At 63.9% G+C, this 26,924-nt stretch carries 21 protein-coding genes; 5 read left to right on the forward strand and 16 right to left on the reverse strand.

Annotated features, from left to right (window positions below; genetic code table 11):
* Positions 1-96: 96 nt before the first annotated feature.
* The 4 genes from EJV47_RS11645 to EJV47_RS11660 form a co-directional block, all read right to left on the reverse strand.
* Entirely contained in the window at positions 97-3,054 is a 2,958-nt protein-coding gene (locus tag EJV47_RS11645) for a T9SS type A sorting domain-containing protein (RefSeq protein WP_126693321.1), read from the reverse strand.
* Between the two features lie 253 nt (positions 3,055-3,307).
* Entirely contained in the window at positions 3,308-3,772 is a 465-nt protein-coding gene (locus tag EJV47_RS11650) for an Lrp/AsnC ligand binding domain-containing protein (protein ID WP_126693322.1), read from the reverse strand.
* Positions 3,773-4,345: 573 nt separating this feature from the next.
* The gene (locus EJV47_RS11655; protein WP_126693323.1) at positions 4,346-5,470 is read right to left on the reverse strand and encodes an isoaspartyl peptidase/L-asparaginase family protein; all 1,125 of its coding nucleotides are present in this window, start codon (positions 5,468-5,470) and stop codon (positions 4,346-4,348) included.
* Between the two features lie 84 nt (positions 5,471-5,554).
* Positions 5,555-7,807: a protein-disulfide reductase DsbD family protein gene (locus EJV47_RS11660; protein WP_126693324.1), complete on the reverse strand. Its 2,253-nt coding sequence runs from the start codon at positions 7,805-7,807 to the stop codon at positions 5,555-5,557.
* A gap of 148 nt (positions 7,808-7,955) precedes the next feature.
* Between EJV47_RS11660 and EJV47_RS11665 the strand changes: the two genes are divergently transcribed.
* The gene (locus tag EJV47_RS11665) at positions 7,956-9,290 is read left to right on the forward strand and encodes a hemolysin family protein (RefSeq protein ID WP_126693325.1); all 1,335 of its coding nucleotides are present in this window, start codon (positions 7,956-7,958) and stop codon (positions 9,288-9,290) included.
* 79 nt (positions 9,291-9,369) lie between these two features.
* On the opposite strand, the gene EJV47_RS11670 is transcribed toward EJV47_RS11665, so the two are convergent.
* A complete protein-coding gene (locus EJV47_RS11670) occupies positions 9,370-9,894 on the reverse strand; it encodes a gamma carbonic anhydrase family protein (protein WP_126693326.1) in 525 nt (174 codons plus the stop codon).
* Positions 9,895-9,984: 90 nt separating this feature from the next.
* On the opposite strand from EJV47_RS11670, the gene EJV47_RS11675 reads away from it, so the two are divergent.
* Entirely contained in the window at positions 9,985-11,391 is a 1,407-nt protein-coding gene (locus EJV47_RS11675) for a Fic family protein (protein WP_126693327.1), read from the forward strand.
* Positions 11,392-11,434: 43 nt separating this feature from the next.
* Here the strand turns inward: EJV47_RS11675 and EJV47_RS11680 are convergent, their stop codons facing one another.
* Positions 11,435-12,121, reverse strand: a complete 687-nt coding sequence (locus tag EJV47_RS11680) for a hypothetical protein (RefSeq protein WP_126693328.1) — start codon at positions 12,119-12,121, stop codon at positions 11,435-11,437.
* Between the two features lie 401 nt (positions 12,122-12,522).
* Here EJV47_RS11680 and EJV47_RS11685 point away from each other — a divergent pair, with 401 nt between their 5' ends.
* A complete protein-coding gene (locus EJV47_RS11685) occupies positions 12,523-13,041 on the forward strand; it encodes a hypothetical protein (RefSeq protein ID WP_126693329.1) in 519 nt (172 codons plus the stop codon).
* A 121-nt stretch (positions 13,042-13,162) separates the two neighbouring features.
* Here EJV47_RS11685 and EJV47_RS11690 read toward each other — a convergent pair whose 3' ends face one another.
* The 10 genes from EJV47_RS11690 to EJV47_RS11735 all read right to left on the reverse strand — a co-directional run bounded on the left by EJV47_RS11690 (position 13,163) and on the right by EJV47_RS11735 (position 24,099).
* A complete protein-coding gene (locus EJV47_RS11690) occupies positions 13,163-14,146 on the reverse strand; it encodes a radical SAM protein (protein ID WP_126693330.1) in 984 nt (327 codons plus the stop codon).
* A gap of 187 nt (positions 14,147-14,333) precedes the next feature.
* Complete coding sequence (locus EJV47_RS11695; RefSeq protein ID WP_126693331.1) at positions 14,334-15,098, reverse strand: endonuclease III domain-containing protein; 765 nt, start codon at positions 15,096-15,098, stop codon at positions 14,334-14,336.
* Between the two features lie 110 nt (positions 15,099-15,208).
* The gene (locus EJV47_RS11700) at positions 15,209-16,684 is read right to left on the reverse strand and encodes an alkaline phosphatase D family protein (protein ID WP_243651119.1); all 1,476 of its coding nucleotides are present in this window, start codon (positions 16,682-16,684) and stop codon (positions 15,209-15,211) included.
* A gap of 142 nt (positions 16,685-16,826) precedes the next feature.
* Positions 16,827-17,543 (reverse strand): YiaD family glycine zipper/OmpA-like lipoprotein, encoded by a 717-nt coding sequence (locus EJV47_RS11705; RefSeq protein WP_126693332.1) that lies wholly within the window; start codon positions 17,541-17,543, stop codon positions 16,827-16,829.
* A 421-nt stretch (positions 17,544-17,964) separates the two neighbouring features.
* Positions 17,965-18,255, reverse strand: a complete 291-nt coding sequence (locus EJV47_RS11710; RefSeq protein WP_126693333.1) for a glycine zipper domain-containing protein — start codon at positions 18,253-18,255, stop codon at positions 17,965-17,967.
* A gap of 183 nt (positions 18,256-18,438) precedes the next feature.
* The gene (locus EJV47_RS11715) at positions 18,439-19,188 is read right to left on the reverse strand and encodes a YiaD family glycine zipper/OmpA-like lipoprotein (RefSeq protein ID WP_126693334.1); all 750 of its coding nucleotides are present in this window, start codon (positions 19,186-19,188) and stop codon (positions 18,439-18,441) included.
* A gap of 200 nt (positions 19,189-19,388) precedes the next feature.
* The gene (gene accD / locus EJV47_RS11720; RefSeq protein WP_126693335.1) at positions 19,389-20,264 is read right to left on the reverse strand and encodes an acetyl-CoA carboxylase, carboxyltransferase subunit beta; all 876 of its coding nucleotides are present in this window, start codon (positions 20,262-20,264) and stop codon (positions 19,389-19,391) included.
* A 215-nt stretch (positions 20,265-20,479) separates the two neighbouring features.
* Complete coding sequence (locus tag EJV47_RS11725; RefSeq protein ID WP_126693336.1) at positions 20,480-21,715, reverse strand: SPFH domain-containing protein; 1,236 nt, start codon at positions 21,713-21,715, stop codon at positions 20,480-20,482.
* A gap of 24 nt (positions 21,716-21,739) precedes the next feature.
* Positions 21,740-22,984 (reverse strand): hypothetical protein, encoded by a 1,245-nt coding sequence (locus EJV47_RS11730; protein ID WP_126693337.1) that lies wholly within the window; start codon positions 22,982-22,984, stop codon positions 21,740-21,742.
* A gap of 65 nt (positions 22,985-23,049) precedes the next feature.
* On the reverse strand, positions 23,050-24,099 hold the full coding sequence (locus tag EJV47_RS11735; RefSeq protein WP_126693338.1) for a class I fructose-bisphosphate aldolase: 1,050 nt from the start codon (positions 24,097-24,099) through the stop codon (positions 23,050-23,052).
* 165 nt (positions 24,100-24,264) lie between these two features.
* Between EJV47_RS11735 and EJV47_RS11740 the strand changes: the two genes are divergently transcribed.
* Both EJV47_RS11740 and EJV47_RS11745 read left to right on the forward strand, forming a co-directional pair.
* Positions 24,265-25,275 (forward strand): OmpA/MotB family protein, encoded by a 1,011-nt coding sequence (locus tag EJV47_RS11740; protein ID WP_243651120.1) that lies wholly within the window; start codon positions 24,265-24,267, stop codon positions 25,273-25,275.
* A 77-nt stretch (positions 25,276-25,352) separates the two neighbouring features.
* Positions 25,353-26,897, forward strand: coding sequence for a hypothetical protein (locus EJV47_RS11745; RefSeq protein WP_126693339.1), 1,545 nt, complete (start codon positions 25,353-25,355; stop codon positions 26,895-26,897).
* Positions 26,898-26,924 lie beyond the last annotated feature (27 nt).

Raw genomic sequence — 26,924 nt, forward strand, 5'->3', positions numbered from 1 at the left:
ATATACGCTACCGGCGCAAAAAGGAAGTCAACTGCCCCGGTTTTTTACAAAATTTAACGCCGGCCGTGGCGCCACCCACGGCCGGCGTCGGGCGCCTCACTCTTTTTGGAAGCGCACCTGCACGCGACTCTGCTTCGTCTCCACCTGCACGAAGTAAAGTCCGCGGTGCAATTGGTCCACGGGGAGCCGAACGACGTCGGGCGCCTCCGCGGCGGGGTAGTGCTGCACCCGGCACAGGCGCCCAAGGGCGTCGGTTACCCGGATGGTCAGCTCGTTTTGTTGTTTGGTGTTCAGGTTGATATTAAGCCAATCAGTAGCCGGCACGGGCCAGACGACCAGCTCCCCGGCCGGACTGCCGGGCGCGGCCACCGCCACCACCGGCGAGTAGAAGAACTTGCCATCCACGTCGAGCTGGCGCAGGCGGTAGTAGCGTACCCGCTGCCCGTTGCGGAAGGCCCCGGCATCGAGGTGGGCGTAGTCAATAGCCACCGTGGAATTGCCCTGCCCATTGTAATAATCCAATATCTCGTAGTTCGTTCCGTCGCCGGATGCCTGCACTTCGTAGCCCGCACAGTTGATTTCCTGGGCCGTGCGCCAGGTCACCTGCACGTCCTTGCCTACCAGCTTGGCCCTGAACAGCACCAGCGTTATCGGCAGCGGATTGATGGGCGTGGCTGAGCCCAGCGTCACCTCCACGGGCGCGCCAGTGGTCAGGGTTAGGGGCTGACCGGCGTCCACGTATTTCTCCGTGGTGTTGGGCAGGGCAGCCTGCCCGTAGTTTTGCCACTGCCCGCCCAGCAGCGCCGCCACGCGCAGCGCCTGCCGGCCTTCCAGGGTTTCCTGCACGCCGCTGTGGGGCACGGTGTAGTACAGGCGCACGGTGGCATCCGTCGTGCCGACGGTACGGGCCACCTCCCAGTACTCGCGCCGGCTGACGTTGTACAGGCCGCTGCCGGGGGCCAGCGCGTCGGGCGTGGGCGCAGTGGCGGCGTAGGCCATCATGCGGTAGGTGGCGGCCGTGGCTGCTCCGGGCCGCAGCCCGCCTACTTTCAGCCGCCCCCCACTGCCGATGGGAAAGGTGTACACCTGGGCGGCGCTGCTGGTCTGGCGTAGCAGCGGCCCGTCGACGTAGCTGGCGTCGCTGGCTTCGGCCCAGGTGGCCGCGGGCGCCAGCGTGAGGGCGTTGGTGGTGGTCTGCAGCCGGCCCCGGCGCAGCAGCAGCCGGCCGGCCAGCGAGGTAGCCCGGCTCAGCGTTACCACGCCGCTGCTGTTGTCGAGGCCCAGGGTGGCGCCGGCGGCCAGGTTGGCCGGCAGGCCGTTGCCGGTTTGCTGGGTGGCGCTGCCGTTGTAGATATAGGCGGCGGCCGTACTGAAGCTGCGGCCCCCTTTTACCTGCACGTTGCCGGTGCTGGCCGTGGCCACGGGCGTCTTGGCCGCAATGCCCTGGTTGTGCCCGATGAGCAGGGTAGCGCCGGCATTCAGCACGAAGTCACCGTCGCCGTCGATAACCTGGTTGCCCACATCCAGGGCGGCCCCGCTCAGCACTGCGAAGTTGACCACGCCCGTAATGGTCGTGCCGCTGGCCCGGCTAAAATACTGCACCTGAGTGCCGGCAAAGTTTACGGTAGCCGTGCCGCCCGTTACCTCCCGGCGCAAGTCACTGCCGGTATTCAGCGCCAGGTCACCCTTCAGGTTGAGGGTACCGGCCGCCGTGCCGCCGCTGAGCAGCAGCGTGCCACCGTCGAGGCGCAGTTTCCCATCCACGTTCAGCACGCCTTCCCCGGAGGACGAGGAGTTGCTTAGCTCAAACCGCCCACTCCCCAGCACAAAGTCGCCGTTGACTTTCACGGTTCGCGTCAGCGTGGAGCCGAAGCGGGCCACGCATACCTGCCCGCCCTGCTGCTCAAACTCACCCAGCTCGGTAACGATGCTGCCCGAGCCGCTGGCCGGCGTGAGCTGCAGGCGGCCCAGGCCCGTGTTGCGTACCGTCAGCTTGCCGGCAAGGCGCATGGAGCCTGCTGCGTTCAGGTAAAATACGTTGCTGCCGGTGCCGGACGTCCCGTAGTCCGGCGTATCCCACACCAGGTTACCGAAGGTCTGATTGTCGTTGGCAAAGCCCGAGGCATCTATTACGCCTTTGATTTCCAGGGTCGAAGCTGCGTCCCAGGTGCACACCGGCAGCAGGCCGCCGTTGGCCGAGTGCGTGTAAACGGAGCCCGCCTGCATCCGCGCCTGGGCCCCGGTCGTCAGGCTCATGCTGGCCGTGTTGCTTTCGTTGCGCAGCTGGCCGTTCATTACGAAGTCGACCCCGCTGGCGGAGGCGTCGCGCACCACCTGAATCTGGCCGCTGGGCTGCTGCACCAGCACCCCGCCGGCGTCTACCACCGTTTTCACCAGCTTCACCTGCGCCCCGATAAGCGCCTGCCCGCCGGCGGCTACGGTCAGCTCCTGCAAGGTGGGGCCGTTGGCCGCTACACTAAGTATGCCGCCGCTGCTCACCGTCGAGGGCCCCACTATCGTGGCACTGCTCACGCCGGTCAGCAGCTGCAGCCGGGCGTCGGTATCCACGGTCACGGTGCCCAGGCGGGCGTCGCTTAGCAAGGTCAGCTGCCCTTTACTGGTGATATGGGTGCTGCCGAATTCGGCATCGTCGCTTTTAATAGTCACCTGCGTGTTGTTGCCGTCGACTTCCAGCGCTGTACAATGCACCTCGCCGTTAACGTTAAGCGTACCGGCTCCCCCCGTAGCGGGGTCCTCGGCTACCACAATGCGCCCGATGGTCGCGGCAATACCCGTCGCAGCAATGGTTTTGGAGTGCATCACGGTGAAGGTCTTGCTGTAGTTCAGGGCGGTGGTATTGATGACCCAGTTGCTCCCGTCCCAGCGTTGCCAGCTGCTTCGGTTGGCGAAGTTGGCGACGCCCCCGGCCAACGACCGGTAGTCGCCTACTGCCTGGGCGTGGCTACTGCCCGCCAGCAGCGTCAGCAGCAGAAACCAGATCCAGTGCCGCCAGCGCGAGCGGCAGCGGCTCAGTACAACAATGGTGGAATTCATGGCTTTAACAGGGATGATGGGAGATTTGCACGCTCGGCAGGCTTGGCGGGCCCCGGCGGGTGTTAAAGAGGGTGGCGCAGCTCGATAACACAATTTTATGTAATTATAATACTATAAAAATGACTCCAAAATAAATACAGTTAAATACTTTCTTTTTATTTTAATATATACAACTGACTTGTTAAAGCACAAAAAAAGCGCCCCAACCCAGATGGGTCGAGGCGCTTAGTCTATTGCGGATTGCCGCCGCTGCTTACATCAGCTGAATCGGGCGGTTCAGGGTTTCTTCCAGCGAAATGAGCGTTTCGGTGCGCTCAATGCCTTCGATGAGCTGAATCCGGTCGTGCAGCACGTCACGCAAGTGCTGGGTGTCGCGGCACACCAGCCGTGCAAAAACCCCGTAGGCCCCGGTGGTAAAGTGAATACTCACTACTTCCGGAATGTCGCGCAGCTGCTCGGCCACGCTGCCGTACACCGAGCTCTTAAGCAAGTAGATGCCCAGAAAGGCGTTGACGCCGTAGCCTAGCTTGGCGTAGTCGATTTTGAGCGTAGCGCCCTTGACGATACCCAGCTCTTCCAGGCGCGCCATCCTGACGTGGACCGTGCCGCCCGATACGTGCACGCGGCGGGCTATTTCGGTGTAAGGCATCTTGGCGTCATCCAGCAGCAGGGACAGGATTTTCCGGTCAGTGTCGTCAAGTTCGTAATTACGAGACATTTTAAGGGGCGTTGCTTAAGAAAGTTGCAAAAGGAAGTAGCGGCTTGAAAAAAGTACGTAAATATTTCAGAATAACACTGAAAATATTTTACCAATTAAATAAAGCTGTTACATTTGTCACAACACAACGCAGCCGGCGTTGCGAATCTTGTAGAAGATAGCCGTGTGCCTGGGTGGGCCTGGCGGTTCAACAGTAATTCTTGGCGCTGGCACGCTAGCCGGGCGAAGAATCTGGGAAGGTTCAACTCCTTCATCTACAACTTGGGTGGATCGTGTGAGGAGGGAAAAACTGGGACGCATCTGGGTGGGTGTGTCCTTCATTAGAGGCGGCATCTGGGTGGGTGCCGCCTTTTCTGTGCTCTTTAGCCAGCAAGTTGGCAATTTTACAGACGACTGCAACGAAAGATTTGGACGGGGCTGGCAAGCTGGCATTTCATCAATGACAACGAAGCCGCCCAATTGTTGCACGAAACGCTAAATTTGGCACTTTTAGCCGCCGGCCTTGACAATAGCCGGCGGCTAATTTTTTTATTAACCGCCGGTTTTTTCGTCTCCTGCCAACAGCTGGCTGCCTCATTTATAGATCAGTACCTCGGTTTGCCCGTTGGCCTTGATGTAGCCCCGGTACATCCCTTCGCTGTTAAACGGCATAGTAATGTTGCCCTGCCGATCCAGCCCAATAAGCCCTCCGTCGCCGCCTAATTGGGCCACTTTGTCGAGGGTGGCCTGGGCGGCAGCGGCCAAGGGCTGGCGGCCGTATTCCATGCGGGCAGCCACGTCGCGGGCCACCCCGACGCGGATAAAATACTCGCCCCAGCCGGTGCACGACACGGCGCAGGTCTGGTTATCGGCGTAGGTGCCCGCCCCGATGATGGGCGCGTCGCCCACGCGGCCGTAGCGCTTGTTGGTCATGCCGCCGGTGCTGGTGGCGGCGGCCAGGTTGCCGTACTGGTCGAGGGCTACGGCGCCGACGGTGCCGTACTTACGGCCCTCGGTGAAGATGGGCGGCTCGGCGTAGCCCTGGGGCTTACCAGCTTTGGTTTTCGTCTTGGTTTTGGTAGGTACCGGGGCTGCTGGGGTGGTTTTGGTGGGCGTGTTCAGCTGGTCGGGCACGGCGCCTTTTTCGCTGGCCAGGGCTTTCTGCAGCTGCTGGTAGCGGGCTTCGGTGTAGAAGTAGCCGGGCTCGACGATGGTCAAGCCTTTTTCGCGGGCAAACTGCTCGGCTCCGGTGCCCGTCAGCAGCACGTGCTCCGACTTCTCCATCACGGCCCGGGCGGCGCTGATGGGGTTGCGCACCACCGTCACGCCAGCTACGGCGCCGGCTTTCAGCGTCTGTCCGTCCATCACGGCCGCGTCCAGCTCGTTGCGCCCGTCGTGGGTGAAGACGGCGCCCTTACCGGCGTTGAACAGGGGCGAGTCTTCCATCACGCGCACCGTGGCCTCCACGGCGTCGAGGGCGGTGCCGCCACGTTGTAGCACGGTATAGCCGGCCTGCAGGGCTTGATTCAGCGCCTCGGTGTAGGCCCGCTCCTTCTCGGGCGTCATGTTCTGCCGCGTGATGGTGCCGGCCCCGCCGTGAATGACCAGGGTGATGCGCGAGGGGTCGGCGGCGGCAGTCGGCGCGGGGGCAGTCTGGGCCCGGGCGGCGGGGGCGGCTTCGAGCAACAAGGGCAGCAGCAGGAGTAGCAGGCGTTTCATGGCGGGGAATTTCGGTGGGGGAAAACAAGCCGACCCGCCTGCCGCGGGGGCAGACGGGTCGGGCAAAATACGCAGGCGGGACGCTTAGTGCGCTGCCACGGCCTGGTTTTGCTGCTGGTAGCTGGTCTTGGCCGCGTCGAGGAACTGGATGAACTTGTCGATGTCCGACTCGTAGGCCACGGCCGGGGTCAGCTGCAGGGGCTTGGCCGGGGTGCTGGCCGGGTCGAGGATGACGTAGTAGGGCTGGGCGTTCATGCCGAAGGCGCGGATCTGGAAGTCCAGGTTCTGCTCGCCGATGGTGCGTTTCACGCGCTGGTCGCGGGGGGAGGTGTACCATTTGGCCTGGGGCAGCTCGGTTTTGTCGTCGGCGTACAGGGCCACGATGACAAAGTCGTTCTGCAGGCGCTGCAGCACCCGCGGGTCACTCCACACGGTCGACTCCATCACGCGGCAGTTGCCGCAGTTGTGGCCGGTGAAATCCACGAACACCGGCTTGCCTTTCTGCCGGGCGCAGGCCAGCGCCTCTTCCAGCGTGAAGTAGCCCGACAAATTCAGCGGCAGCTCCAGGCGGCCCTCAAACTGCGGCGTGGTGCAGGTGGCGGCCCCGGCAGTAGCCACGGCGGGCGCGGCCGCGGCACCGCTGGTCCAGGCGTAATCGTGGCGGCTGGGCGGCGGGGCCAGGGCCGACAGGGCGTTGAGCGGGGCGCCGAACAGGCCGGGCACCATGTAGAGCATCATCGAGAAAGCGGCGGCGGCCAGCAGCAGGCGCGGCACGCTCACGTAGGCGGCTTCGCTGTCGTGGGAGAGGCGGAACTTGCCCAGCAGGTAGAAGCCCAGCAGGCCGGCCAGCACAATCCAGATAACCAGGAACAGCGGCCGCGGCAGCAGGCCCCAGTGGTAGGAAAGGTCGGCGGAGCTGAGGAACTTGAAGGCCATGGCCAGCTCCACGAAGCCCAGTACCACCTTCAGCGTGTTCAGCCAGCCACCCGAGGAGGGCATAGACTTCAGCAGGGTCGGGAACAGCGCAAACAGCACGAAAGGCAGGGCAAAAGCCGTGGAGAAGGCCAGCATGCCCAGCGTGGGGCGCAGCAGCTCCCCGTTGGCGGCCGCAATGGCTACCGAGCCCACAATGGGCACCGTGCACGAAAACGACACCAGCACCAGCGTGGCGGCCATGAAGAACAGCCCCGACCAACCGCCCTTGTCGGCCTTGGCGTCGACCTTGTTTACCAGCCCGCTCGGGGCATTGATTTCAAACAAGCCGAGGAACGAAAGGCCAAACACCACGAAAATCACGAAGGACAGCAGGTTGGGCAGCCAGTGCGAGCTGATGAGGTTGGCCGTATCGGCCCCGAACAGCAGGCTGAGCACCACGCCCGCGCCGGTGTAGATGCCCACGATGGACAGGCCGTAGACCACGGCCCGCAGCACCGTTTCCTGCCGGCTGCGGCTGCCCTGCGAAAACAGGGACACCGTCATCGGCAGCATGGGGTACACGCAAGGCATGAGCACAGCTACCAGCCCGGCGCCCACGGCCAGCAGCAGAAACTGCCACAGGCCCAGACCGGCCGTGACGGGCTTGGCGGCCACGGCCGGGGCGGCTCCGGCAGCCGCGGCCGGCTCCGTCGGGGCCACTGCAGCGGTGGCTTCGGGGGCGGTATCGGCGGGCAGTACCGCCGGGGCGGCGGCTACGGCGGTGGTTTCGGCAGGAGCAGCAGCGGGCTGGGTGGCCGGCGCCGTCGTGGGCGCCGCGGCCGGCGGAGCAGCAGCCGTAGTCGGCGTAGCGGCCGTGACGGGGGCTTTGGCCGATGTAGCGGGGACGGCGGGCGTGGTGGCCGGGGCAGCGGCGGCGCCGGTTACCGTCAGCGGGCCGAAGCTCAGGGTTTCGTCGCCGGGGATGCAGCGGCCGTCGGTGTCGGTGCAGCTCTGGTACTCCACGGCGGCCCGGATGGTGAGCGTGCCGGGCTGCAGCAGCTTCACGCGCTGCCGGATCTGCCCGGTCGTCTCGAAGTAGGTCACGTCGCCCTTGAAGACGGTGTCGTACTTCTTCTTCGTGCCGACAGACTTGGGCTTGCCCACCAGCTCGTAGGCCGGGCTCTTGGTCCAGTTAAAGGCGAAGACCGTCGGCCCCAGGTCGGGGTCGAAATCGGTGGCGTAGAGGTGCCAGGTCGGGTCGATGCGGGCGTTGACGATGAGGTCGACCTCGTCGCCCACTTTGGCAGTAGCAGGGCTGACGGTGGTGCTCAGCTTGGTGGGCACCAAAATCTGGGCTGTGGCCGGGCAGGCGGCGGCCAGCGGCAACGCCAGGCTCAGCCACAGGATGATTCGCAGGAACATAGAAGTGTGGGGCTTTCCGCAGAAGAAACAAAGGTACGCGAAGCGTTGCATCCGCCGCCCGGCCAACTCGGCCAGAACCGCTTAGGCGGATTGTCGTACTTTTGTAGCATACAGCGCGGATCCGCGGGTGCCGGCCGTCGCTGACTATATGGGCTTAAACATCCTTTGGACGCTTCTGTTGGTCGTGGCGAACGGTTTTTTTGTCGCCGCCGAATTTGCTTTAGTTAAGGTTCGGGCCTCCCAAATCGAGCTCAAGGCGCAGGAGGGCAACCGCTTCGCCAAGCTGACGCTGGGCCTGATTCACCACCTCGACGCTTACTTATCGGCCACGCAGCTGGGCATTACGCTGGCTTCGCTGGCGCTGGGCTGGGTGGGCGAAGAAGTGGTGGCCGAAATCGTGCTGGCCGTAATTCACGGCCTGGGCTACAACATGGCGCCGGCCGCGGCCCACAGCATTTCGGTGCCGGTGTCCTTCGGCCTGATTACGCTGCTGCACATCGTGCTGGGCGAGCTGGTGCCCAAATCGTTGGCCATCCAACGCTCGGAGGCGGTGAGCATGGTGGTGGCGGCCCCGTTGCAGGGCTTCTACTACCTCACGTTCCCCATCATCTGGGTGATGAACAAGCTCAGCAACGCCATTCTGCGGCTGGTGGGCATTCAGCCGGCTTCGGAGCACGAGGTGCACACGGCGGAGGAATTGCGCCTGCTCATCGACCAGAGCAAGCAGAGCGGCGAGATTCAGGAGTCGCAGCACGAGCTGATTGAGAACGTGTTCCTGTTCAACGACCGGATGGTAAAGCAGATCATGGTGCCGCGCACCCGGATTTCGGCCATCGACGTGAGCTGCACCGAAGACGAAATTGTGGAGGCGGCCTTCAACGAGGGCTTCTCGCGCATTCCCGTCTACGAGGACAACATCGACAACATCGTGGGCATCCTCTACGTGAAGGACCTGTTTGCCCTCATCCGCCGCGGCGACCCGATCAACATTGCGCAGATCATGCGCCCGGCCTTCTTCGTGCCCGAAACCAAGAAGATCAACCGTCTGCTGCGCCAGTTTCAGCGCAAGCACCTGCACATGGCCATCGTGTCGGACGAGTTCGGCGGCGTGTCGGGCATCGTCACCATCGAGGACATCATGGAGGAGCTGGTGGGCGAAATCCAGGACGAGTACGACAACGAGGTGCCGGTGGTGGAGAAGGTGTCGGAGCAGGAGTACCGGGTGGCCGCTTCCACCGCCATCAACGACGCCAACGAGTTTCTGCCCTACGCTCTGCCCGAGGGCGACGACTACGAAACCGTGGGCGGGCTGGTCAACGTCATTTATGGCTCCATCCCCGAAATCGGCGACGTGGCCGTGTTCGAGAACTACGAGTTCCGCATCCTCAACCGCTCCCGCCGCGCCGTGGAGCTGGTGCAGCTCCGGGTGCTGGAGCCCGCCGAGCGCGAAATCAGCGGCACCCTGCCGGACCTGGAGGAGTAAGTTTTAAATGGTCAAATGGCTTGATGGTTAAATGGCTGGTCGTTCTAGCGGTTTCGTTGAACGACCAGCCATTTAACCATCAAGCCATTTGACCATTCAGCCAAGAAGCGTACATCACGTAGTTGTCGGCGGTGCGGCTGAGGCCCTGTTGCTGGGCTTCGCTCACCGGCTTGATCTTCTTGGCGGGCACGCCGGCGTAGAGGTAGCCGGGCTCACAGATGGTATTCTCCAGCACCACGGCGCCGGCAGCAATGATGCAGCCCCGGCCCACCACGGCGTGGTCCATCACGATGGCGCCCATCCCGATGAGCACGTCGTCCTCTACGGTGCAGCCGTGCACGATGGCCCGGTGCCCGATGCTCACGCGGCTGCCGATGGTGGTAGCGGCCCGCTCGTAGGTGCAGTGAATCACGGCCCCGTCCTGGATGTTGGTGCGCGCCCCGATGCGGATGCTGTTCACGTCGCCGCGCACCACGGCGGTAAACCACACGGTGCAGCCGGGGCCGAGCGTCACGTCGCCGATGATGGTGGCGTTGTCGGCCACGTAGCAGCTGGGGTCGATTTGGGGGTGTTTGCCTTGGATGGGGAGGATGAGCGGGGGCATCGGGTGAACTGGTGAGATGGTGAAATAGTGAGCTAATTTGCACACACTGCCGGTACCCTATTTTCCGCGCCCGTTTCCCGCCTGATAGTCATGCCCATCTATTCCGACGAACTACAAGACCAGCTGGCCCGCATCGACAGCCTGCAGCAGCAGATTGACGCCCTGCGCCCCTTGCCGCCCGACGTGCAGGCGCGCATCTTCCAGAAGTTCCGCCTCGACTGGAACTACCACTCCAACTCCATCGAGGGCAACTCCCTGACCTACGGCGAGACGGTGGCCTTCATCATGGAGGGCGTCACGGCCAAGGGCAAGCCGCTCAAGGACCACCTCGATTTGCGCGGCCACAACCAGGCTATTGACGTGCTGCAGGACATGATTCGCAACGCGGAGGCAGAGCTGACGGAGCGCGACATCCGGGAGTTGCACAGCATCATCATGGCCGAGCCCTACGAGGTGACGGTGGAAACCAGCGCCGGCCCCCAACGCCGCCTCATTGAGCCCGGGCAGTACAAGACCATGCCCAACCACACGCTCACCGGCACCGGCGAAACGCACTACTACGCCACGCCCGAGGAGACGCCGGGCAAAATGCACGACCTCATCGAGTGGTACCGCAGCCACCGCGCCGCCCTGCACCCGCTGGTGCTGGCCGCGCAGTTTCACCACCGGTTCGTCGCCATTCACCCCTTCGACGACGGCAACGGCCGCATGACCCGCCTGCTCACCAACATGCTGCTGATGAAGGCCGGCTACCCGCCCATCGTCGTCAAAACCGAGGAGAAGCGCGAGTACTACGCCGTGCTCAGCCAAGCCGACGCGGGCGTGGAAGCGCCGCTACTGGAGTATTTCGCGGAGCGGCTGATTCGGTCGTTGGATATTTATTTGAAGGGGGCTAGAGGGGAGGATATTAATGACGACGATGATTTAGACAAGGAAATAGCCCTTCTAAAGAAGAGCGTATCCACAGACATTATTTCCAGAAAAGAAATCAATCCCGAACAAATAAGTGGCACTATTATTAATTTCTTTAACAAATGCTTTCCGTTTATTTTAGATAAGCATTTAAAAATATCCGATTTATTTCACAACCCATCTTATGGCATAACAGTGTTTCCAATACCTGATTCTGAAAGACCAGTTAATTACACAGGAAGCTACTTTGAAGAGCAAAATGATGTTAAAGACAGAATGTTTCTGGAGAATATTGCATCAGCAATATCAGCAACTGCTATTACCATGTATAAGAACAAGGGGCTAGCCAGCGTTAAGATTGATTTTGTATACAGCAAGTTCAAACAAAATCCAGAGCATAAAAATATAACAAGCAATATATTTATAATATTTGAAGATTTTGTTTACAAAATAAGATCAACAGATGGCAAAGATATTTACACCGAATATTATAGCAAAATTTACAATAATATTGACTGCAATAGCATCGCAAAAGAAACATTCACTCCTGTAATCATCAAAATAAAGGACATGATACAGCAATAACCCAAAACCGCCCCGCCGGAAATCCAGCGGGGCGGTTCTTTTTTCAACCCTTATCGTCTTCCTCCTCCTTGCCCCCTCCCCCGCCGCGCTTCACCACCTTCGTGGCGGCCTGAAAGCGTTGCCAGAGGTCCGGGTCGTCGGCTTTGTAGAGGTCGAAGTACACTTTCATTTCCTCCAGCAGACGGGCTGATTCCTTGATGAGGCGTTCGAGGGCCTGGCGGCCGGTGCTGCCGCTGGTGTCGTTCAGGCGGCCGGCGGTGGTAGCGGCGGTGAAGTCCTGGAGCAGCTGCTGGGCCTCGCGGGCGTGGTCGGCGCTGAAACGGCGCTTGGTGAGAGCCTGTTCGCGGCCCGGCACCAGCCCCAGCAGGCGGGTGGCTTCTTCGCGGAAGGTGCTTTCGTTGAGATTCGACAGCTCCCCAAGGTTACCCAGGGCGGCGCGTAGGGCAGCGTCCTTGCTGCTCATGGCTTCGGCGCGGGCCGCCAGAATAAGGCGGCGCAGCAGAGCCGTGAGCTGGCTGCGGACCCCTTTTTTGCGGTCGGGGTTGCCGTCGTTATCGGCGCTGAGTACCTGCTGAACCAGCGTGCCGGCGCGCTCCAGATTAGCCGTGAGCTGGCTGCGCAGCGGCGCTACGTCGTCCTCGATGTCGGCGTAATCGGCTTTGGCCTGCGCCAGAAAAGCGGCGGCGGCGGTGTCGCGGCGCAGACGCGCCTCAATCAAATCGTTTTTCATGGTATGAGCGGGAAAGAATGAGTCGACTGGATGCGGGTAAGGTAAAAATTTGTCGTAATCCGCCCAAAGACCGTCAAGGACTATGTTCACCGCTTCAAGCCCCGGTGGTGAAGGCTCAAGCGGGGTAACCGGCGAATCAAGGGGCCTAGCTGCCGCCCCAAGTGCCCTGACCGTCCTCTCAAGCGCCTTGCGCACCGCGTCAAGTACGCTAGCCAGTACCTCAAGTGCCCTGGCCGCGCTGTCAAGTACCGCCGTGGCGGCTTCGGGCACCCCAACCGAGCGTCAAGTAGGTCAACCGACCACCAGGTACCGTAACCGATGCGCCAAGTAGGTCAACTAGCCGTCAAGTGCCCTAACCAGCCGTTCACCTGCGCCCCGCCCAAATCCGCTACTTTGCCCGCATGGAACCCACCGCTGCTTTCCCGCCCGTTTTCACCGAGCAGCAACGCTTCCTGCGCCACTGGTGGGGCCTGCTGCTACTGGCCCTGATACCCGCCCTGCTGCCGGCCATTATTGCCGGCGTCGACGGCCCGCGGGCCGTGGGGGCCGAGGCCTGGGTGGCGCCGCTGGTGGCGCTGGCGCTGCTGGGCCTGGTGCTCAGCATCCGCCTCGACGTGCGCCTGGACGCCACCGGGGCGCACTACCGCCTCTGGCCCCTGCAGCTGGCGGAGCGGCAGCAGCCCTGGGCGGAAATCAGCCGCGCCTACGTGCGCAGCTACGACCCGCTGGGCGAGTACGGCGGCTGGGGCCTCAAAGGCACGCGCCGCAACCGCGTCCTGAACGTGGCCGGCAGCGAGGGTATTCAGCTGGAGCTACTCGACGGCCGCCGCCTGCTGCTGGGCACCCAGCGCCCCGAAGAGGCGCGACGGGCGCTGGCGCAGCTGGGCCACCCCGCCCCGGAAACGGCCGCCCCGCTGTAGAGACGCATAATTGGCTACGCCTTCCTTCGGTTGCGTCTCAAAGCGTTGCTGAAGTTGTTGCGGCATCGGTCGTTGAACGGCGAGACGCAATGATGCGTCTCTACCTCGTTCTGACCATTCCTCAACGGGCCAGCATCCGCTTCCAGGTGCCCTTGTACCAGTTGTACTTGAGGGTGCTGGGCAGCGCCTGCCAGAAGTACTTGCTGGTTTCGACGGCGAAGCTGGGCTGCATGTAGCAGTTGATGGTGCAGCCCTCGCACTGGGGCAGGCGGCCTTCCAGCGCGGCTAGCTGCTGCACCGGCTCCGAGCGGTATAGCTCGTACAGATTGCCCTCAACGGGGAAGGTCTTCGTGCCGAGGTGGTAACAGGGCAGCACCAATTCGTTGGAGGGTGAGATGACCAGCGTGGTGCTGGCGGCCCGGCACACGGGTGCGGCCACGTGGTTGCCCCCGTCGCGGCGCAGCCCGATGAAGCCTTCGTTCAAATACACCCCCGGCCGCTTGCCGAAAGCTGAAAGGTAATCCAGCTCGGCGTCGGAGAGCTGTTCGCCAGTGGCCACGGCGTTGTACTCGAAGGCGGGGTTGATAATGAGCATCAGCCCGTTGGGCTGGGTGATGTCGCGGTACACCGCTTCGAGCTGGTGCAGGTTCTCGGGGAAGACGGTGAACAGGATGTCGGGCCGCTCGCCCAGCTCCCGGGCTACGCGGATGCTTTCGAGCACGAAATCGAAGCAGGCCACGCCCCGGCCTTTATCATGCTGCTCCTTCTCCGACGAGTCGAGCGAGAAGTGCAGCATGTCCACCTTGCCGCGCAGTCGCTCGGCGTACTTCGGGTAGAGCAGCCCGTTGGTGGTGACGGTGGTGATGAAGCCCATGTCGTGGGCCAGGGCCAGGAACTCCGGCAGCTGCCGGTGCAGCAGCGGCTCCCCGCCCGTAAAGTCAATCACCGAGACGCCCAGGCGCTTCAGGTCGCGCAGGTTCTGCTCCACATCGGCCAGCTGAATGTAGGGCGAGGGCTTCTCCCAGATGTCGCAGAAGGAGCATTTCGCATTGCACCGGTAGGTGACGTAGTAGTTGCACAAGACCGGGTGACGAACGAGGCGCATGGACCACAGATGGGACGGATGGATGAGCAGATGGGAACGGATTCGTTCTGACGACTTGCGGTAAAGACAACCGCTCCGTAAAGACATTGTTGACCGGCTTCACATTCGCTGGTGCCGACCAAACGACCTAAAGGTACCACCAGAACGAATCCGTTCCCATCTGCTCATCCATCCGTCCCATCTGTGGTCAGTGCAGCTTCTCCCCCGTCCACTCCGGCGCTACGGCGGCCAGCTCGGCCGCTGAGGCGGGGCCGTAGTGCTCCAGGTAGTAGTTGCACAGGCCCTTGAGCGGGCAGGCCGGGCAGTTGGGCTTGGTGAAGAAGCAGATGTGCTGGCCCAGCCAGTAGTTGTGCTTGTGGAAGTTGAGCAGGTCCGTGGCCTCGGCCGGCAGTTGGCTCAGCAGCACCTGGTGGGCCTTTTCCACCGACACCTTCGGCCCGATCAGGCCCACGCGCTGGGCCACGCGGTGCACGTGGGTATCGACGGGCAGCACGGGCTTCTGGAAGTTGAAGAGCAGCACCAGTGAAGCCGTTTTCAGGCCGATACCGGGCATGTCGGTCAGCCAGGTCAGCCCGCGCTCCACCGGCCAGTCGGCCAGGGCGTCGAGCGAGTAGCCCCCGAACTCGGCCTTGATGCGGCGCAGGATTTCCTGGATGCGCGGGGCCTGGGTATCGGGCCAGCGGGTGGTGCGGATGGCGTGGGCCAGCTCCGCGGTGGGCGCGTCTACCACGCCCTGCCAGTCGCCAAAAGCCTCCAGCATCCGCTCGTAGGCCAGCTCTTCGTCGCGGTGCGTGGTGCGGTGCGAGAGGACGGTGCTAATCAGCTCCCGCATGGGCGTGCGGCGCTGCCCGGGCGGCACCGGACCGTAAAAAGCGTTCAGGATGCGGTGGTCCTCCCGGGTTTTGGCGGCCGGGGGCAGGTCGTAGGCGGTGGTCAGGGCAAGGGTGGGCATACCGGGGTGTACCGCCGCCGCACGGCCGGGGTTGCGCCAGGAAGCCAGGACGGTAGTAGCGCGAACCGCGGGTCAGCGGAGCTGACCCGCGGTTCGCGCTACGGCGGGGCTTACTTCAGCTCCTTGCTGCTCAGCTCCTGCGTCCAGAGCTGCTTGCCGTCCACGTCGAGGATGCGGATGTTCAGGCGGCGGTCGAAGCGCGGACCGGTCACGTCCACGATGGCGAAGTTGCGCTGGGTGGTGAGCGTGTTTGTTACCCGGTAGTAGTTGTTTTCGTCCTTGCCGCTGGCCGAGGGCGCACTGGTCAGCGGCGACACCGTCAAATCGTAGAGCGGGTAGGTGCCGGGCCGTTCCATGCGCGTCAGCTCGGTGTGGTGCCGGTCGCCGCTGAGGAATACCACGCCCTTGATGCCCGCCGATGAAATGGCCGCCAGCAGCCGGGCGCGCTCCTGCTGGTAGTTGCTGTAGTTCTCGAAGACCTTGGCCGGGTTCAGCACCTGCCCGCCCACGGCCACCACCTTAAACGTAGCCGAGCTGGCCGCCAAGGCTTCCACCAGCCACTGCAGCTGCGAGTCGCCGAGGTAGCTGCCGGCGGCAGTGGGCAGGTGGTTGGAAGAACGCAGCCACCGGTCGTCAAGCAGGAAAAACTGCACGTCGTTCCACTCGAAAGTACCGGTGATGCCGCCCCCACCCTGCCCGTAGTTGGGGTTGGCCCAGAACTGCTTGAAGGCATCCAGGGTGAGCTGCTTGTAGGCGTAGCTGCGGTCCGAGTCGTTAGGGCCGTAATCGTGGTCGTCCCACATGGCGTAGTGGTGGGTGTGGCCCAGCAGCGGCTGCAGCTCGCGCAGGGCGCGGGTGTGGCTGTAGCGGTGCCGGATGCCGGTGCGCGTGTGCCAGTCCACCTCGCGCAGGTACACGTTGTCGCCCAGCCACAGCATCACGTCGGGCCGCAGCCGGTCGATAGCGGAGAAGATGCGGTAGTCGCCGCCATAGGGGGCGCCGGGGCGTTCCACGGCGGGCTCGTTCACGTAGTTGCAGCTGCCCAGGGCCAGGCGAAAGTCGGGCGGGTCTTTGCGCCACTGCCACAGCTCCTGGGTCTGAAATTCCAGCGGGTAGGGCCGCTCTATCTTGCGGCGGTTCAGGTACAGGGCGTACTCGTAGCGGCGGCCGGGCTGCACCTCGTCGGCCAGCAGGTGGGCGGTCAGGCTGGTTTCCTCGCTGGTTTCCAGCTCCAGGGTGCGGTGCCGGACCTCGGGCTTGCCCCGCTCCCAGTACTCTATCTGGGCCAGCGTGGGCTCCGAGGTTTGCACCCAGAGCATGACTTCCCGCATGGCGGAGTAGCCCACCATCGGCCCCGACTGCAGCAGGCTGGCGGCGCCGCGGGTCTGCTTGGGCTTAGAAGCTTGAGTAGTAGCGGTGTTGGCAGATTGGGCGGGGTTGGCGGCGGACGGAACGGTGGGGGCGGGAGCGGGAGGCGCCGGGGCGGTGGGGGGTTGCTGAGCCGTGGCAGCAGTGGCCCAGGAGGCAAGCAGCAGGCTGGCCCACCCTCTCATCGTCCGACGCCGCAAGAGAAAAAAGTGCGGCATAGGCAGTAAATATAAGGATAGAGCCCGCGTTTCATTGTAAACTTTGCATTAAATACCGCCCTAGGGCTACACAAAAAAAATCCGGCGGCTCCCGCAAGGGAACCGCCGGAGAGCATCGGGACGCGGCGTTGGCCGGCCCGGCTTAGATCTGGCCTTTCTCGGCTGCTTTCTTCAGCTTTTCGTTGGCGTAGATGGCCACTTCCACGCGGCGGTTCTGCGAACGGCCGGCTTCGGTCGTGTTGTCGGCAATGGGCTGCTTCGAGCCGTAGCCTTTCACCTCAAAGCGCGAAGACTCTACCCCCTGGTTCATAGCGTAGTTGGCCACGGCCTGGGCGCGGCGTACCGACAGCGGGTCGTTGATTTTGTCGTTACCGGTGTTATCGGTGTGGCCTTCCACCAGCACGTTGGTGTCGCCGTACTTCTTCAGCGTGGTAGCCAGCACGTCGATGTTGGACTGCGCGGCGCCGGTCAGCTCCGACGAGTTCTTGGCGAACAGGATGCCCGAGTCGAAGGTGATTTTGATGCCTTCGCCCACGCGCTCTACTTTGGCACCGGCCATGTCGCGGCGCAGCTCTTCGGCCTGCTTGTCCATGCGGCGGCCGATGAGGGCCCCGGCGCCGCCACCTACGGCAGCCCCGATAACGGCCCCGACGGCCGTGCCTTTTTTGCCACCGATAACGCGGCCCAGCACGGCGCCGCCGGCAGCCCCACCCAGGCCACCGATGATACCGCCCTTAGCGGTTTTGCTCATGCCTTTCTTTTGGGTGGTCGTAGTGGTGGTCTGCGCCTGCGAAGCCGCCGAGGTCAGCAGCAGCACCAGGGCCAGCAGGAAGGCAAGGGAAGAACGAAGCTTGTTCATTTTTCTTGGGTTTCGGGTTGGTGAGTTGAGAGGAGCAAGTGGAGAAATCTGGTCAGTGTAACGCCCCTGTCTGATGTGGGTTTTGCAACCACCTTGCCAACTCGGCCAACAGTAGCAGATTAATTACACAAATACATGATTATCAAGGCAATAATTTCATTAAAAACTTGCCTTGCAGCTGAATTTCCGCTGATTTACAGCGTCCGAAAACCAGGTAACGCGGCTGGTTACCAGATCAGGGCGGAAGCTACCGCCTACTGCGGAGCGTCCCATTCAACGCTACAATTATCTGGAATGTTGTGCTAAATCCCAGCGCACAAAAAAAGCCCTCCCGGATTCGGGAGGGCTTTTCTCTTCCAAGTAGCTGAGAAACTTATCTTTTCCGGCCCGCGGGGCCTTCCAAAAAAAATCCCATTCGGGCTTAGTCCTTGCGAGTGTACTGCTCGTGGCGTACGGGGTCTTTCTTCTTGTCGCGCTTGCGGCCAATTATGCCCCCGCCGACGGTACCGGCGGCGGCCCCAATCAGGGCGCCTTTACCGCCACCTACTACGGCCCCGGTAGCGGCGCCGGCCGCGCCGCCGATGGCCGCGCCTTTGGCCTTGCCGCTCCAGGTTTTGGGTTTGGTAATCTTCGATTGGGCCTGGGCCGATACGCCCCCGCCGAGCAAGGCTACCGACAGTACGGCAGCAACGATTCCTTTATGAAAGTTCATGGCAGTCTAGGAGTTAGGGCCCGCCGCGGGAAATGGGGAAATAGCGGGCTGTTTGGATTTAAAACGTAAACTGCCCGGGTTGGGGTTACACCAACGGTCGAGTTTCCGGCCGACCTCTCCTGAAAATAAAACGGGCCGCCCTTTGCAGGACGGCCCGAACGCGCAGCCGAAGCGGCGCTTAGCTTACAGCTGGCCCTTTTCGGCCGCTTTCTTCATTTTCTCATTCGCGTAGATGGCAATTTCCACGCGGCGGTTGGCCTGGCGGCCTTCGGCAGTGGCGTTGTCGGCCACGGGCTGCGAGGAGCCGTAGCCCTGCGTGGTGATGCGCTCAGCAGCTACCCCGCGGGCACGGGTTTCGGCGGCCACGGCCTGGGCCCGGCGCTCCGACAGGGGCTGGTTGATGGCGTCGGAGCCGGTGTTGTCGGTGTGGCCTTCCACCAGCACGTTGGTGTCGGGGTACTTTTTCAGCACTTCGGCCATGTTATCGATTTCCGTAATCGAAGCCGGGCGCAAATCCGATTTGTTGGTGTCGAACAGGATGCCCGAGTCGAAGGTAATTTTGATACCCTCGCCCACGCGCTCCACGCGGGCATTCTTCATGTCGCGTTGCAGCTCCTCGGCCTGCTTGTCCATCTTGCGGCCGATGACGGCCCCGGTGGCACCGCCCACGGCAGCACCCGTAATGGCCCCAATGGCCGTACCCGATTTGCCGCCGATAACGCGGCCCAGCACGGCGCCGGCCGCGGCCCCGGCCCCGGCCCCGATAACGCCGCCCTTGGCCGTTTTGCTCATGCCGTCTTTACGCTCGCCGGTGCCGTTGCTGCTGGGCAGGTCGGTGCTGCCGGTGCTGCCGGTGGTCCGGGAGGTTTGGCAGGAGCCGAAGACCAGGGTGAACAACAAGAGCAGGGCAATCCAAGAATTGAATGATTTCATAATGTCAGTGAAAGGTGAAGGTTGGGGAAGAACTTTCAGTTGGGCTTTACCCGGTTCGGGCCGAAAAGGTTGGCCAAGCATAGCAAGTGCCTAATACTCAGCCCAGGATTTTGGCCCGGGGTGGGGCCGCAAACGACAAACCCCGCCCGGCTGCTTACTCAGCAACCGGGCGGGGTTATCCAACAAGCGTGCCGGAGCGGCTACTGGCCGGCGGTTTCGGCCGGTACGGTGGCCGGGCGCAGCATCTGCAGGAGGTCGGTGAGCTTCTGTTTCAGCTGCTTACGGTCGACGATAAAATCGAGGAAGCCGTGCTCTAGCACAAACTCGGCGCTCTGGAAGCCCTTGGGCAGGTCCTTGCCGATGGTTTCCTTAATCACGCGGGGGCCGGCGAAGCCAATGAGGGCGCCGGGCTCGGAGATGTTGAAGTCGCCGAGCATGGCGTAGGACGCGGTGACGCCGCCGGTGGTGGGGTCGGTCAGCAGCGAGATGTACGGAATGCCGGCTTCGGCCAACAGGGCCAGCTTGGCCGAGGTTTTGGCCATCTGCATCAGCGAGTAGCCAGCCTCCATCATGCGGGCGCCGCCCGATTTGCTGATCATCAGGAAGGGCACCCGGTTGCGGCGGGCGTAGTCGATGGCGCGGGCAATCTTCTCGCCCACCACCGAGCCCATGGAGCCGCCGATAAAGCGGAAGTCCATGCAGGCCACTACCAGCTCCTGCCCGTTCATGGGGCCATGGGCGGTGCGCACGGCGTCCTTGAGGCCGGTGCTGCGCTGGGTAGCCGCAATGCGCTGCGGGTAGGCCTTGGTATCGACGAAGTGCAGCGGGTCGCCGGAGGAGAGGTCGGCGTCCAGCTCCGTGAACTGGTTGCCGTCGAACAGGATTTCAAAGTACTCGGCCGAGTCAATCCGGTCGTGGTAGTTGCACTTGGCGCAGGTGTAGAGCATGCGCCGATGCTCACCCATATCGGCCACGGTGCCACACTCGGGACACTTGTACCACAGCCCGTCGGGGGTTTCCTTTTTCTCCTCCGTGGGGGTGATGATGCCTTTTTCCTGCCGTTTAAACCAAGCCATTATGTTCGGGGACTGCGTCATATGATGGGAGTGCTGCCGGGGCCGCCGCGGGCAAGTTACGTCGCCGCGGCCGGGTGGGGCCGGCGGCAACGGGACCCGGGAAGGGCCGGCCGGTTCTACAAAAGTAAAGTAGCCCCGCCGACTTCGCGCAACCGGGCCGGGCAAAGCGGCTTAAATATGAGTAAGGATTGGCCGCGGCGCCTGCGTAGCCGGGCTCAGGGCTGCGGCGGGACCGGGGGCGGCCCCGCCGCAAAAACGGCGGCTACTTCGGCGTTTTGCCCGGCCAGTTCCCAACCCGCCAGCCCCTCACGCCAGACGTGGTGGGCCGGACTGAGCTGCCCCGCGGCGGCTAGTTGCCCAAGCTGCGCCAGCGTGTAGGTGCCTAACTGCTGGCCATGCAGGGCCAAGTGGTAGAGCTGCACTGGGGGCGCGGGCGGAGCCGGCACAAAGCTGTTTAGCATGCTGCCCAGCTGCTGGCCCATCACCAAGCCCGGGAGCAAGCCGGCCAGAGCAGCGCCGCCTGCACCGCCGGGGTTGGCGGCGGCCGCGTGTAGGATGCGGGCCTGCTGGTCGAACTGGTGCAGGGGGAAATTGCGGGCTTCCATCTGCATTTCGGTTTCGCGGCGCTGAATACGGGCGTTTTCGGCCTGGTTCAGGATGCTCAGGTCGGTCTGGGCCGCGGCCAGCCGGGTCTGCTGGTCGGCGGTGGTATGGCGCAGCTGCTGGTAGTGCGGGTGGGCCTTGTCCAGCTCGATGGCGGCCACGTCGACGCGCTTCAGGTTCACACCAAAGTCTTCGGCCAGCACCGGGGCGAGGCGAGCCTGTAGCAACGCGCTCAGCTCGTCGAGGCGGCTTTCAATCTGCAGCACAGACCAGTCGGCGGCCAGGGCGGCGTTGATGATCAGGGTTTTGGCCTGGCGGGCGAAGGCGCTGCGGATTTGCAGGCGCAGGTCTTCCAGGTCGAAAGTAACGAGGCGGTTCAGGCGGATGAACTGCCGAATATCAGTCAGGTTGAAGGTGAGCGTGCCGCGCACTACGCAGGGCAGAGCCAGGTCGGGGAAGCGCGCATCAAACACGTCGAACTCGGGCAGGCCGAAGCGAATCTGGTTGTTGGCGGCCAGGTTGAAGAAGTACACCTCGGCCGGGAAGGGCGAGTCGCCGCCGTAGGCCAGGCCCAGCAGCTCCGTCAGCACCGGCAGGTTGAGGGTGCGCAGGAGGCGGTCTTGCGGGCCCGGTACCACGTCGTAGGCGCTGCCATCAGCCTGCGGGTACACCAGCACGGCGGCTTCGCTTTCCTTCACGCGCAGGCTGCTGCCCCAGCGCAGGGCGTTTTCCTTGTGGCTGGGGCCGTGGGCGCCGGCCGGGCGCCACTTCCACACCAGGTATTCGGGTTTGTCACAGCGGATTGCGTCGAGCAGACCGCCTTCGGGGCTTGGGCCAAACAGTGCCATAATCAATCGGGAAGTAGCAGGTGGTTACCGGCTGAACGTGGTGTCGACGAGCAGCTGGTAGTTAGCGGGCAGCTGCTCGTTCAGCGCGGTTTTGCGGTTCTGAAAGGCCTGAAACGCTGGCTGCTCCTGGTAGAGGTACGCCGCATCGGGGCTGATGCGGCGCCAGCGCAGGCGCTCCAGCCGCCGCCGCGCCTCGGTGTAGCGGCGGGCCGTCAGCAGCTCCGGCACCGAATCCAGGCGCTGCTCCAACTCGGCGTGCTGAATCAGGCTAGCCAGGCGCACGCGGTTGGGCTCCAGCTCCAGCGAATCGAGCAGGCGGCGGGCTTCGGGCAGACGCCCGAACTCCACCAGCTGCTCGCCGCGGGCCATCTGCGCCTTAGTATCGGCCGGAAACACGCGGCCGCGGCTCAGCAGCGGCCCCAGCCCGAGGGCCAGCAGGCACAGCCCGCCGAGCACGCGCCGGGGCGTGAGGTAGGTACCGGCAGCCGCTGGCGCAGCCCGCAGCCGGCTCATTTCGCCGCCGAGCGTGTCGACGACCTGCCGCACCTGCCGGTCGGCGCCGAAAAACAGGGTAATCTGCCGGGCGTGCTTGTCGAATTCGGCCTGGATTTCAGCCAGCGGGCGGTGGTGGCGCGTCGGAGCCGGCGGCTGGCGGCGAAGCTGCAGGGCACGGTCGATCAGCCAGCCCACGCCGAAGGCCAGGGCGGCAATAACCCACCAGCCCCAGCCCATTTCGTTGCCGACGAAGGCAAAGCTGACCACGGACAGCACCAGGGCCAGCAGAGTAGGCACCAGGTACAGGGCGCCGGAGCGGCTCAGCTGGCTCTGGGGCCGCACGGCCTGGGCCTTGGCCTCGATGAGCAAATCTTCCATCTCGCCCATCATTTCCTCCAGGCTGCCGTGCGCGTCGTGTTCGGCGTCGACGAGCTGCCCGCAAGCCGGGCACACGTGGCTGAGGCCGCTCAAGGGCTCCTTGCAGGCCGGGCACTTGCTCAGCGGGGCACGGTCGCGGTCGGCGGGAGCGGCGGCGTATGGCGGGGCGGGGGGCGCCAGCCGCGTGGCGCGCTGCTGCAATTGCTGGTTGAGCAGCTCATCGTCGCGCAGCTCGCGTTGCCGCTCGAAGAGCCGCCCGGCCAGGTAAACCTCAAACTCGTCCGCATCCACGCCAAAGGACTGGGCCTTGCGGGTCAGCACCTGCCGCTCCTTGTCGGTGAGCTGCCCGTCGGCAATAGTGGCATCAATCAGGGCGGTCAGCTGCTCGTCGTACATCGGGGCAATAGAGGTAGGCTAAAGGGGCTGAAAGCAACGGGGCGCGCCGTTGGGCGCGCCCCGCATCAGGCTAAGGTAATGGAATCGTCCAGATACACATCCTGAATGGCGTGCAGCAACTCCACGCCCTCGGCAAAGGGGCGCTGGAAGGCTTTGCGGCCCGAAATCAGGCCCTGCCCGCCGGCCCGCTTGTTGATGATGGCCGTTTTGATGGCCGCGTCCCGGTCGCCGGCCCCAAGGCTTTCCCCGCCGGAGTTGATGAGGCCGATGCGGCCCATGTAGCAGTTGGCCACCTGGTAGCGCGTCAGGTCGATGGGGTGGTCGGACGAGAGCTGCTCGTACATGGCCTTGTGGATCTTGCCGAACTTAAGGGCCGTGAAGCCGCCGTTGTTTTCGGGCAGCTTCTGCTTGATGATGTCGGCCCCGATGGTGACGCCGAGGTGGTTGGCCTGCCCCGTGAGGTCGGCCGCCACGTGGTAATCCTTGTCGGCCGTCTTGAAGGCGTTGTTGCGGGTGTAGCACCAGAGCACCGTGGCCAGGCCCAGCTCGTGGGCCCGCTCGAAAGCCGCCGACACTTCCTGAATCTGCCGGCCCGACTCCTCCGAACCGAAGTAGATGGTGGCGCCCACGGCCGCCGCGCCCAGGTTCCAGGCCTCTTCCACCGAGCCAAACATGATCTGGTCGAACTTATTGGGGTAGGTGAGCAGCTCGTTGTGGTTGATTTTGACCAGGAAGGGAATCCGGTGGGCGTACTTGCGCGCCACCGTGCCGAAGGTGCCAAAGGTGGTAGCCACGGCGTTGCAGCCGCCTTCCACGGCCAGCTTGATGATGTTTTCGGGGTCGAAGTACATCGGGTTCGGCCCGAACGAGGAGCCGGCCGTGTGCTCGATGCCCTGGTCGACGGGCAGGATGCTCAGGTAGCCGGTGCCGCCGAGGCGGCCGTGGTTGTAGAGCTGGCCGAGGCTGCGGATAACCTGCGCCGAGCGGGAGCTGGGCACGAAGCTGCGGTCGATAAAGTCGGGGCCGGGCTGGTGCAGCTGCTCCTTCGGGATGGTGCGGCACTGGTGCTGAAGCAGGGCTTCGTGGTCGGCGGTGAGCTGGAGCTGGGCGGCCATAGAACAGGGGTTTTGGAGGTAGCGGGCAAGGTGAGTGTCAGCCCAATATAGGCCGAAAAGTACGGGAGCCGGCGCGGCGGCGTTGGCATTTCCGACCGGTTGGGGCTACCTTGCCGGGGCCGTGGGCCTGCGGGGCAGGTCCGGCGGCTTTGCCTTACGTTGCCCGTGAAGAAGTCCACTCCTACCCTGCTGCTGGCCGCCCTGGCCGGCGCCGCGCTGTCCTTGCCGGGCTGCGTCACCGCCAAGAAATTCGACGATTTGCAGGCCCGGCAGAACGCCACCGAGCAGGCCAAAACCACCGCCGAGCGGCAGGCCCGCGAAGCCGTGGCCGAGCTGAAAAAGGCCACCGACGAGCTGAACGAAACCAAGCTGACCAACCGCCGCCTCATCAGCGACTCCACCCAGACCGGCAACGTGCTGCGCCGCACCCAGAGCCTGTACCGCGAGCTGAGCGACACCTACGACAAGCTCATCAAGAACAACGAGAAGGTGCTGGCCAACAAAACGGCCGACTACCAGAAAATAGCCCAGGACCTGGCCCGCCGCGAAGCCGAGCTGGGCGAGCTGTCGGCCAACCTGAACAAGAGCCGCACCGAAATCGACAAGCTCTCGGCCGACGTGAAAAGCCGGGAGCAGCGCCTGGCCGAGCTGGAAAAAGCCCTGGCCGAGAAGGACGCCGCCGTGAATGCGCTCAAAACCAAAGTCAGCAACGCCCTGCTGGCGTTTAAATCCAGCGAGTTGCAGGTGAAGGTGAAGGACGGCAAGGTGTACGTGTCTCTGTCGGAGCAGCTGCTGTTCAAGTCGGGCTCCACCAAGGTCGACCCCAAGGGCCAGGAGGCCCTGACCAAGCTGGCTGGGGTGCTCAAGGAGCAGCGCGACGTGAACGTGGTGGTGGAAGGCCACACCGACAACGTGCCGATTCTGCGCGGCACGGCCGGCATGCAGGACAACTGGGACCTTTCGGCCCTGCGCGCTACCGAAATTGCCCGCCTGCTGACCAACGGCGGCGTGCAGCCGGAGCGCGTGACGGCCTCGGGCCGCTCGCAGTACGTACCGGTGGCCCAGAACGACTCGGCCCCGAACAAGGCCCTGAACCGCCGTACCGAAATCATCCTCACGCCCAAGCTCGACGAGCTGTTCCAGATTCTGGGCACCAACTCGGAGGCCGGAAAGTAGCCCGCCGAACAACACCCAACGCGCAGGAATCGTTAGGTTTAGGCTGTCATCCTAATCCTAACGATTCCTGCTTTTTTATGACTCGTCTGTACCCTCGCCGCTGCTGGCTTCTGCTGCTGGCGGGCCTGGCCGGCCCGCTCAGCGCCCACGCCACCCACCACCTGGGCGGGCATATCAGCTACACCGCCCTCGGCAACAACCAGTACCGGGTGCGGGTAGAGGAATATTTTGACCCGGCTTCGCCCGCTTCGGCGGCGCGCAACGTGGAGCTGGTGTGCAAGAAAAACGACTGCACCAGCACCGCGGCGGGCAGCTTGGTGGCGCAGCTGTACCTGCAGCCCGCCGCGGCCGTACCGCCTACCTGCGGCGGCACGGCGCCCTACCAGTTCCTGGTCGGCGAAGTTACCGTGACGCTGCCGGCCGCCCAGTGGACGCTCAGCGTCGACAACACGAACCGCCAGTCCGGCATAGCCAACGTGGCCCAGTCGGAAATGCGCAGCATGTACCTGCAGACCGTGCTGGACAACACCGGCGGGCAGGCCAACAGCTCGCCGCGCTTTGCCGAGCTGGAGCTGCCGATTGTGCCCCTGAATGCGGCGCACCGCTACAGCTTCGCCGCCTACGACGCCGACGGCGACTCGCTGAGGTACAGCCTGGCGGCGGCGCGCTGGAGCCTGGTCACCACTCCTACCGGCGGCACTACGGTGTACCCCTGCCCGCTCGACATGCAGTACCTCGGCTACCCGGCCGGCACCGCCACCGATGCGGCCAGCGGGCAAACGGGCAGCTACCCGGCCGGGCAGTTTTCGGCCACTTTTCCGCTGCCCTCCTTCCGCGTAAGCAATGGCGCGGCTACGCCCTGGGCGGCGCTGAACCCGGCCACCGGCCTGCTGCAGCTGGCCCCCGCCCAGCCGGGCCGCTACGCCGTGGTGGTGCGCGTGGACGAGTACCGGCGGCTGAACGGCACGGCGGTGCTGCTGGGCAGCACCTGGCGGGAAGTCACCTATTTCGCCCAGGCCAGCCCCAACCTCAATCCCACGCTGACGGCCACCAGCAACAACGCGCCGGTTGATTTCGACCAGGCCCTGACGGTTAGCCCCGGGCAGGTGCTGAGCCTGACCTTCGCGGCCACCGACCCCGACGCGGGCCAGGCGGTGCGCCTGAGCAGCAACGTGGCCAGCCAGCTGCCCGGCGCCACCTTTCAGCCCAACCTGGTGACGCCCACGGCGCAGCTGAGCTGGACGGTGCCCGGCACGGCGGCGGGCGGGCAGTACGCCTTCACCGTGCGCGCCACCGACAACGCCTGCCCCCTCAACGGCAGCGACACCCGCACCGTGCTGCTGCGCGTGAGCGGCCGGCGCCCCAACGCCACCACCGGGGGTCGGGCGGCGCGCCTGCTCAGCGCCTTTCCCACGCCTTTTACCCAGCAGGTAACGTTTCAGCTACTGGAGCCCAAAGCCCAACCCGTGCTGATAACCGACGGGCTGGGCCGCCTGGTAGCCCGCCTGCACAGCGCCGCCGACGGCCGCGTGAGCTGGCAGCCCCAGGCCCTGCCGGCCGGCCTGTACTTCGCCCGCACCCCCGACGGCCAGCAAACCGTGCGCCTGGTGAAGGCGGAATAATACGCGCGGACGCCGGCCGTCCTGGTC

The sequence above is a fragment of the Hymenobacter gummosus genome (assembly GCF_003970915.1).
GTDB classification, from domain to species: Bacteria; Bacteroidota; Bacteroidia; order Cytophagales; family Hymenobacteraceae; genus Solirubrum; species Solirubrum gummosum.